The organism is Aminobacter sp. P4_H6_2 (assembly GCF_056400805.1).
In genome coordinates this window covers 1-7,211 of sequence record NZ_JBFUKO010000274.1, presented here as the reverse complement: position 1 = coordinate 7,211, position 7,211 = coordinate 1, and the positions used below count along the sequence as shown (strand labels likewise).

The 7,211-nt window shown below is 62.6% G+C and carries 9 protein-coding genes; 3 read left to right on the top strand and 6 right to left on the bottom strand.

Translation table 11 applies throughout. From position 1 onward, the window contains the following. The 4 genes from AC1DUU_RS18750 to AC1DUU_RS18735 form a co-directional block, all read right to left on the bottom strand. Positions 1 to 722, bottom strand: a 722-nt coding sequence (locus AC1DUU_RS18750; RefSeq protein WP_476784911.1) for a DUF937 domain-containing protein, incomplete at its 3' end; no start/stop codon positions are given. A gap of 77 nt (positions 723 to 799) precedes the next feature. Then, the gene (locus AC1DUU_RS18745; protein ID WP_476784910.1) at positions 800 to 2,173 is read right to left on the bottom strand and encodes a glutamate--cysteine ligase; all 1,374 of its coding nucleotides are present in this window, start codon (positions 2,171 to 2,173) and stop codon (positions 800 to 802) included. A 213-nt stretch (positions 2,174 to 2,386) separates the two neighbouring features. Continuing rightward, complete coding sequence (locus tag AC1DUU_RS18740; RefSeq protein WP_476784909.1) at positions 2,387 to 3,121, bottom strand: 16S rRNA (uracil(1498)-N(3))-methyltransferase; 735 nt, start codon at positions 3,119 to 3,121, stop codon at positions 2,387 to 2,389. Positions 3,122 to 3,303: 182 nt separating this feature from the next. Continuing rightward, complete coding sequence (locus tag AC1DUU_RS18735) at positions 3,304 to 3,954, bottom strand: hypothetical protein (RefSeq protein ID WP_476784908.1); 651 nt, start codon at positions 3,952 to 3,954, stop codon at positions 3,304 to 3,306. An 80-nt stretch (positions 3,955 to 4,034) separates the two neighbouring features. Between AC1DUU_RS18735 and AC1DUU_RS18730 the strand changes: the two genes are divergently transcribed. Beyond that, positions 4,035 to 4,733 (top strand): type 1 glutamine amidotransferase, encoded by a 699-nt coding sequence (locus AC1DUU_RS18730; RefSeq protein ID WP_476784907.1) that lies wholly within the window; start codon positions 4,035 to 4,037, stop codon positions 4,731 to 4,733. A gap of 285 nt (positions 4,734 to 5,018) precedes the next feature. After that, on the top strand, positions 5,019 to 5,156 hold the full coding sequence (locus tag AC1DUU_RS18725; protein ID WP_269933527.1) for a hypothetical protein: 138 nt from the start codon (positions 5,019 to 5,021) through the stop codon (positions 5,154 to 5,156). Here AC1DUU_RS18725 and AC1DUU_RS18720 read toward each other — a convergent pair. Continuing rightward, on the bottom strand, positions 5,140 to 5,898 hold the full coding sequence (locus tag AC1DUU_RS18720) for a metallophosphoesterase family protein (protein WP_476784906.1): 759 nt from the start codon (positions 5,896 to 5,898) through the stop codon (positions 5,140 to 5,142). The two genes, AC1DUU_RS18725 and AC1DUU_RS18720, sit on opposite strands and share 17 nt — an antisense overlap. After that, a complete protein-coding gene (locus AC1DUU_RS18715; RefSeq protein ID WP_476784905.1) occupies positions 5,895 to 6,674 on the bottom strand; it encodes an FCD domain-containing protein in 780 nt (259 codons plus the stop codon). The genes AC1DUU_RS18720 and AC1DUU_RS18715 overlap by 4 nt, the downstream gene beginning before the upstream one ends. A 196-nt stretch (positions 6,675 to 6,870) precedes the next feature. Here AC1DUU_RS18715 and AC1DUU_RS18710 point away from each other — a divergent pair. After that, on the top strand, positions 6,871 to 7,211 hold a 341-nt coding region (locus AC1DUU_RS18710), incomplete at its 3' end, for a DUF3422 family protein (RefSeq protein WP_476784904.1).

Sequence of the window (7,211 nt, the reverse complement as noted above, 5' to 3'; positions counted from 1 at the left end):
CCAATCATCTCTTCGAAGATCTTGCCCAGCGGTTTGTCGCCATAGGGGCTCTGCTGTGGTGCCTGCTGACGTTGGGTGGGCTGCGGCTGCGCTTGTGCGCCGCCGAACATGTCCTTCAGCACCTTGCCGAACGGATTGTCGAACGGGTCGGGCGCTTGCGTCTGCTGCGGTGCTTGCTGAGGGGCTGTACCACCGCCCATCATGCCACCTCCGCCCATTCCACCAGATTGGCGCATCATTTGGTCGATGATGTCGCCGAGCGGATTGTTGCCGCCGCCAAAACCGCTGGCTGCCTGCATCTGCCCGGTCGACTGCTTGAACAGCCCGCCCATGATCATCGAGGCAATCACCGGCAGCATCTGCTTGAGCACGTCCTGGCCGATGCCGGTCGCCTGCGCTGCCTGGCCGGCAACCGCCCGCGACAGATCCTTCGAGCCGAACAGATGACCCAAAATGCCGTTGCCCTCATCGACCCCCTGGGGCGAGAAGGCGCGACTTGCATCGTCGAAATATTTGGCGTGCTGGCCGTTCGCCATGGCCTGCAGGAACGAGCCGACGCCGTAAGGATCGGAGGCGTTGCGTTTCAGGCCCTGGCTGAAAGCCGGCATCAGCGCTTCGACGGCCGATTGCGTCTGCTGCTGGCTCAGCCCGAACTGGCGCGCCAGCGCTTCCATGCCGTTGCCGTTCTGGGCATTGGCCAGCATCTCGAACAGTGGCAGCATTTTTTCCTCCTCGGGTCATTCACCGAGGAGGGAGCGTAGTGCCTTTTCGCAGGCGGTTGAAGGGGCTTTCGGAGCCCCTAGTATGCGTATTCGAGGAACGCTGGTTCGATCGAACCGCCCCAACGCGTGTTGTAGGCGTTGAGCATTTCCTCGGCACTCGTCGTGCCACGCGCAATCACCTCGTCGAGCGTGTTGAGGAAGCCAGCCTCATCAAACCCTTCGCGGTTCTTGCGGCCACGGTTGACCAACCCCTGGCGCGACAAGGCCAGCACTTCGCGGCCGATCTCGCGCAGCGTGGTATTGCGGAACGGTGCCGAAATGCCTTGCTCGGGCACGGCGTCGCGCATCGCAAGCACTTCCTGGTAGGTCCAGTCCTTGGTGAATGCTTCGGCCGCGTCGAGTGCTGCCGGATCGTAGAGCAGGCCGACCCAGAAGGCCGGCAGCGCGCAGATGCGCCGCCATGGGCCGCCGTCAGCACCGCGCATTTCGAGGAAACGCTTGAGCCGCACGTCGGGGAACAGCGTCGACAGGTGGTTGGCCCAGTCGCCCATCGTCGGCATGCCGTCGGTGATCTCGTTGCGCGCCGCGCCCGCCATGAACTGGCGGAAGGTCATATGCGTCATGTCGTGATAGCGGTCGTCGCGAATGACGAAATACATCGGCACGTCGAGCGCCCATTCCGCATAGTCGGCAAAGCCGAATTCCGGCGAGAAGCAGAATTCGAGCAGGCCCGAGCGCTGGTTGTCGGTGTCGCGCCAGATGTCGCCGCGCCAGCTCTGCATGCCGTTGGGGCGACCGTCGGTGAAGGGCGAATTGGCGAAGAGCGCTGTCGAAAGCGGCTGCAGCTTGAGCGACACCTGCATCTTACGGCGCATGTCGGCTTCGCTTTCGAAGTCGAGATTCACCTGGATGGTGCAGGTCCGGTACATCATGTCGAGGCCCTTGGTGCCGACCTTGGGCATGTAGGCGGTCATGATGTCGTAGCGCGATTTCGGCATGCGCGGCGTCTCGGCCAGCGTCCATTTCGGGCTGCCGCCAAGGCCGAGGAAGCGGATGCCGAGCGGTTCGGCGATCTCGCGCACTTGTGCCAGATGCGCGTTGCCCTCGCGGCAGGTCTGGTGGATGGATTCGACAGGCGCGCCGGAAAGCTCGAACTGCCCGCCCGGTTCCAGCGAAATCGCGCCCTGGCCGGTCGGCTCGACAAGGCCGATGATGCGCCCGGCGTCGATGATCGGGTCCCAGCCAAGCGTCTGCTGCATGCCCTCGAGCAGCGCGCGGATGCCGCGATCGCCGCCATAAGGAACTGGCGCGTTGYCGTCGACATAGAAGGGGAACTTCTCGTGCTCGGTGCCGATCCGCCATTTGTCGCGCGGTTTGTTGCCGGCGGCGAGATAGTCGACGAGTTCGTCCATCCCCTCGATCGGCCGGAAATCAGTGGTGTCGCGCGCCATGTATGCTTCTCCTGAAGGGCGGAAGGACCGCGGGCGCTTGATGTACGATTGAGCGCCTGCCGATCAAGCGAAAAATCCTGAGCCTTCGTCAACAGGAATTGATCGATTCCGCGGCCGATATTGAAATGTTGATGCTTGGAATTGTCCCGTTGCGGACTGCCCATTCCAATTTTTGGTCAATCTCCAGATAGGAATACGCCTTCGCCGGTCGTCCTACCAGTCGCCGATCACGGCTTGGATGACCGCCAGAGCCGCCACAGCTGCCGTATCGGCGCGCAGGATGCGGTGGCCAAGCGGGATCGCGGTGATGAAGGGCAATGCGCGGAGCATGCGCCGCTCTTCGTCGGAAAAACCGCCCTCGGGTCCGACCAGCAGGGCAAGCTTGCGTTCCTTGATGCCTTGCAGTGCCGCCATCGGGTTGTTGGTGGTGGCGTCCTCATCACAGAAGATCAGCCGCCGCTCCTTGTCCCAGTTGCTCAGCAGTCGCTCGAGTTTTTCGGCCTCGCGCACCTCTGGGATGGCGAGGATGCCGCACTGCTCGGCCGCCTCGACGGCATTGGCCCGCAGCCTCTCGATGCTGGGTTTTGCTAGCTGCGTGTGCTGTGTGATGACAGGCACGAGCGCGCCTGCGCCCATCTCGACAGCCTTTTGCACGAGATAGTCGAGCCGGYCCAGCTTCAGCGGTGCAAAGCAATAGACGAGATCGGGATGATCTGGCTGTGGGCGCTGTTGTTCGAGCACCTCCAGCCGCACCGCCTTCTTGGTCCTGGCCGCGATCCTGGCCGACCATTCGCCGTCGCGGCCATTGAACAGCAAAACCTCGGCACCTTCGCCGAGGCGAAGCACATTGCCGAGATAGTGGCTCTGCTGCGGGCTGGCATCGAAGCCGGCACCGTGGGCGAGGTCGTCCGGCACGAAAAGCCGCTGCATCTTGTAGTTTGCACGCATCGGCGAGAAATGCGGCAGGCGACGGCAGCGGTCAAGGCCCCAGATGGCGCCGGGCCGAAACCGGCATGTCGTTCAAGGTGTTGGGGCGCCGTGACTCTCTGACGATGACGATTCCACCCGGTTATTTCGCTACGGTTCTCCAGGCGCACAAAAAGGCGCGGGAGGTGAGCTGATCCGGCGACCTATGCTTGTGCTGCGCTTGGATGCCATTCCGGCTGATAGCCCTCGCGCAGAACCGCAAGCGTCGCTGCCGGCGTGACCAAGCACATCTCAGCTGTGCCGAATTCGCCAAACTCGTGGCTCGGGCCGTAGCCGGAGAACGACCAGCGCAGAGCTCGACCGTTGCGGATTGCATAGTCGGCTTCGCCGTCCGAGACCATCGCGCCGTCAGGCAGCAGCTTGAGTCCATGCTGGTCGACTTCGATCGCCTTGCCGCCCGAAGCCAGTCGCTCGGCATGCAGCCGCGCATCGATTTCGCCCACCTTCGGATCTTCGGCCGCAAAGGCGACTGCATAGGCTGCGCTGAAAGCCTTTGCCCGCTCGCGCCGACAGTAGAAACAGGGGCGGTGCCCGGCGGCGAGTGCTGTCACCTCGTCGAGAAAGAAAAGCTCGGTCCAGCCGGTCTTGCCGCCCGGGCGGTTGCGCCCCATCGGTATGCGCTTGGCGCCCTTGAATGCCAGCGCGCAGGTGATCCATGCTTTGGTTGCCCACCGCTTTTTCAGCAGCGTCTTCGTCTCAGGGTCGTGGATGATGCCGCGATTACCGGTGAACATGCCACGCGCCGGATCGGCATGGATCTCGCCGAAAGGGTCGACCCGGTTCTGCAGTGGCATAGCTGTTCCTTCTTGGCTGCGTCGCGCGGCGCATGATAGGGCTCGCCGCAACTTTGTCACGCTGCTGCGGAAGGGCCGAAATGCGCGTTCTGATCGTCCAGAATTTTGCCGATACCGGTCTCGGCCAGGTGGGCTCCGCCCTTGCTGAAGTGGAAGCGGTGATCGATCAGTGCAACGCCTATCTCGGCGATGCACTGCCCGTCGATGCGGATGGCCATGATGCAATGATCATGCTCGGTGGCGGCCAGAACGCCCGCGACGATGCGCACTCGCCCTATTTCCCCGCTTTGCTCGAACTTGCCCGCGACTTTGTCGAAAAGGACAAGGCGGTGCTCGGCATCTGCCTTGGCGGCCAATTGCTTGCTCGCGCCTTCGGCGGCCACAACCGCATCGGCGGGTCGACCGAATTCGGCTGGCATGGCATCACCTTGACTGATGAAGCCCAAGACGATCTCGTTTTCAGCGATCTCCCCCAGCGCTTCCCGATCTTCCAGTGGCACGACGACACCTTTACTCTGCCTGAGGACGCCGTGCGGCTTGCCGGAAGTTCGGTGACAGGCAACCAGGCGTTTCGTGTTGGCCGCGCCGGTTACGGCATCCAGTTCCATTTCGAGGCCGACCGGCCAATGGTGCGCCAGTGGAACGAGGCCTTTGCCGAGGTCATCGCCCAGCGCAACCCCGATTGGCCGACACGCCACGACAGCGAGGCCGCGCTTCACGGCCCTGAGGCCGATGCTGTCGGCATGGCGCTGGCACGCGCCTGGGTGGCAGCGATCTGACCACAAAACCAGCGGTTCCGTGACATTTTTGGCACGTCGAAAAAAATCCGCTGTGCATAGCCATTTGCCGGCTGGATTGTGCCTGAAAGCCTTTCTAAAGACAGCCCCGTGCCAGTTGGCGATGGTATCGCGAATGAACCGTCTCTGAGTGCCGCGCGACACAAGCCCGATACAGAACGAACTTAGAAGCACGGCCGTGATGCCGCGCGTCGATGGTTTCGCTTAAACTTTTCGGAAACTTATTCGTAACTCTGCTCATGCAGAATGCAGGAAGCTCAACCTGAGATGACTCCCTTGAAAGCAGCGCTCCTGTCCTTCGCCATGTTGTCGGCAATCGTGCTCGGCGGCTTTGGGATCTATGCCGCGGATGCCGCGGCCGACCATCATGTGGTCGACGGCTACGGCGTCACCGCCGCCCGCTAAAATCGGGTACTTCCACCGCGATCAGCCGTTTTTCCGCGCCGTCGATGACGAGCGCGGTCAATGCGCCTGAATAATAGACGCCGGTGTCGACATTGACGCGGTTGGCCATCACCTCTGGCTCGGCTTGGGGCGTGTGGCCGTGCACGACCACTTTCGGATGCAACCCCGGATAGTTCAGGAACTCGTTGCGGATCCAGATGAGATCCTGCGGGTCCTGCCGGTCGAGCGGTATGCCTGGCCTGATGCCGGCATGGCAAAAAAAGAAATCACCGAAGGACGCCGAACGAGGCAGCGAGCGCAGGAAGCTCTGATGACTGTCTGGGACGGCACGCGCCAGTTCGCTGTGGCTGGTGCGCAGGCCCGCGGAATCACCCGTTCTCAACACCACGCCATACGATCCCGCAGTCTCCACCCCGCCATGCCTTGCAAACAGGCTCTCGGGATCGGGCTCGGCGAGAAAATCCAGAAAAGCAACGTCATGATTGCCTGTTAAAACAACGCTGCGGCTGTCGCGGGCCGTCGCCGCCATCAGATATTCGATCACGCCCCTGGAGTCGGGCCCCCGGTCGACGAGATCGCCGAGATGGATGATGCGCCAGTCCGCAGGATTGTCGCGGCCGATCTCCTCAGCGATCCGCGCGTGCATTTCGGTCAGAAGCTCGAGGTGGCCATGCACGTCGCCGATGGCATAGATGCGGATGCCTTCCGGGCCCTTGGCGTCGAGGAAATGCACGCCGGTCATGGCTTGCTGTCCGTACGCTGTCGCAGCCTCAGGCGCGAGATGCGCTGCCAGTCGCCGCTTCGCTCAGCCTCGGTCATGGCGCGTTCGAGATAGGTGATGTGATCCATCGCCGCCTTGCGCGCACCATCCGGGTCGCCTGACACCACCGCGCGATGGATGGCCTTGTGCTGCTCGAGCAGCGCCTCGCGGGCAGCGGGCAGGGCAAACACCACCAGCCGGTTCTGGAAGACACCGTCGGACAACAGCCTGTAGCACGAGCGCAGCGTGTGCAGCAGGATGATGTTGTGGGCGCATTCGCCGACGGCATGGTGGAATTCGACGTCGATTTCCGCTTCCTCGGTGAAATCGGCGCGCGCATGCGCCGCTTCCATCCGCGTCATGATGCCGTCGAGCAGTGCGAGGTCCTCGGCGGTTGCGCGCCGCGCGGCATACTCAGCCGCCAGCCCTTCGATTTCGCGGCGATATTCGAGATAGTCGGCCGCCGCCTTGCGGTGGTTGACGATCAGCTCCATCACCGGCTTGGTGAACACCTGGCCAATGACGTCGGCGACATGGGTGCCGCCGCCATGGCGCGTCACCATCAGCCCACGCCCTTCAAGCACCTTCAGTGCTTCGCGCAGGATTGGCCGCGACACGTCGAACTGCTTGGCCATCTCGCGTTCGCCGGGCAGYCGGTCGCCGGCGCGCAGCACGCCTTCGAGGATCAGGCTCTCGATCTGCTGCACGACTTCGTCGGCCGTCCGCGAATGTTCGATCCTGGAAAAGATGTCGCTCAAATTCGTGTCCGAAGCCTTTGTTGTGATCCTCAGGATAGGAGTCTGCCGAGCAACTGGTCAAATTATTTATCCAATCCGGCTCAATTGAGTCGCATGGCTGGCGTGCGCGCTCATCAGTTGGCGCTAAAGTTGGTGTTTGCCTGTTGCGCTGAATATACCTAGAGCCAAAAAATTCCGGGCACAGATGGAGCCATTGGTGACAGTCGACCCGTCCTCTCTCGAATTCCTCCCCCGCGCTACCGGCAGCGTCATGGGTTTCCCAGCGCATGAGGGCCGTCCCGGCGCCCTGGGCGAGGTGCATTCGCGCCCGCATCCGCTGGTCGAAAACCCGCGCGTCCTGATCCAGCTCTCTTTCATGACCGAAGGTGGCTCCAGCGTCGATCACGCGGTGCTCTCCGAATTGTCTCGCCGGCTCGGCATCGCATCGCCCGACCGACATGCCCGCCATCACGCCATGAAATGGGGGCAAGGCTCGCTGCGCTGGGAGCGGCACACCGAATTCTCGACCTATCTCTGGGAAGGACCGCTCGCCGATAG

Coding starts and splice junctions, on each gene's coding strand:
- AC1DUU_RS18735 (WP_476784908.1), bottom strand. CDS start 3,954: ATGCCACTGCAGAACCGGGTCGACCCTTTCGGCGAGATCCATGCCGAT.
- AC1DUU_RS18730 (WP_476784907.1), top strand. CDS start 4,035: ATGCGCGTTCTGATCGTCCAGAATTTTGCCGATACCGGTCTCGGCCAG.
- AC1DUU_RS18725 (WP_269933527.1), top strand. CDS start 5,019: ATGACTCCCTTGAAAGCAGCGCTCCTGTCCTTCGCCATGTTGTCGGCA.
- AC1DUU_RS18720 (WP_476784906.1), bottom strand. CDS start 5,898: ATGACCGGCGTGCATTTCCTCGACGCCAAGGGCCCGGAAGGCATCCGC.